The sequence below is a fragment of the Clostridium zeae genome (genome assembly GCF_017312485.1).
Taxonomy (GTDB): domain Bacteria; phylum Bacillota; class Clostridia; order Clostridiales; family Clostridiaceae; genus Clostridium_AR; species Clostridium_AR zeae.
The window spans coordinates 1-593 of sequence record NZ_BMBA01000031.1; the positions used below are offsets into that span (position 1 = coordinate 1).

Sequence of the window (593 nt, forward strand, 5' to 3'; positions counted from 1 at the left end):
ATTTTCGTTTCGCATGAAATGAAAATCAAAGGAGCAATCCGCTATAAGATGGACCCGCGGCGCAGTAGCTAGTTGGTGAGGTAATGGCTCACCAAGGCGACGATGCGTAGCCGACCTGAGAGGGTGATCGGCCACATTGGAACTGAGATACGGTCCAGACTCCTACGGGAGGCAGCAGTGGGGAAGATTGCACAATGGGGGAAACCCTGATGCAGCAACGCCGCGTGAGTGATGAAGGCCTTCGGGTTGTAAAGCTCTGTCTTTGGGGACGATAATGACGGTACCCAAGGAGGAAGCCACGGCTAACTACGTGCCAGCAGCCGCGGTAATACGTAGGTGGCGAGCGTTGTCCGGATTTACTGGGCGTAAAGGGAGCGTAGGTGGATATTTAAGTGGGATGTGAAATACCTGAGCTTAACTTGGGTGCTGCATTCCAAACTGGATATCTAGAGTGCAGGAGAGGAAAGTGGAATTCCTAGTGTAGCGGTGAAATGCGTAGAGATTAGGAAGAACCCAAGTGGCGAAGGCGACTTTCTGGACTGTAACTGACACTGAGGCTCGAAAGCGTGGGGAGCAAACAGGATTAGATACCC

Annotated in this window: 1 rRNA gene; it reads left to right on the forward strand. The window is 52.3% G+C overall.

Annotation, left to right across the window (positions count from 1 at the left end):
- A 16S ribosomal RNA gene (locus J3477_RS25955) occupies positions 1-593 on the forward strand; the annotation flags it as partial.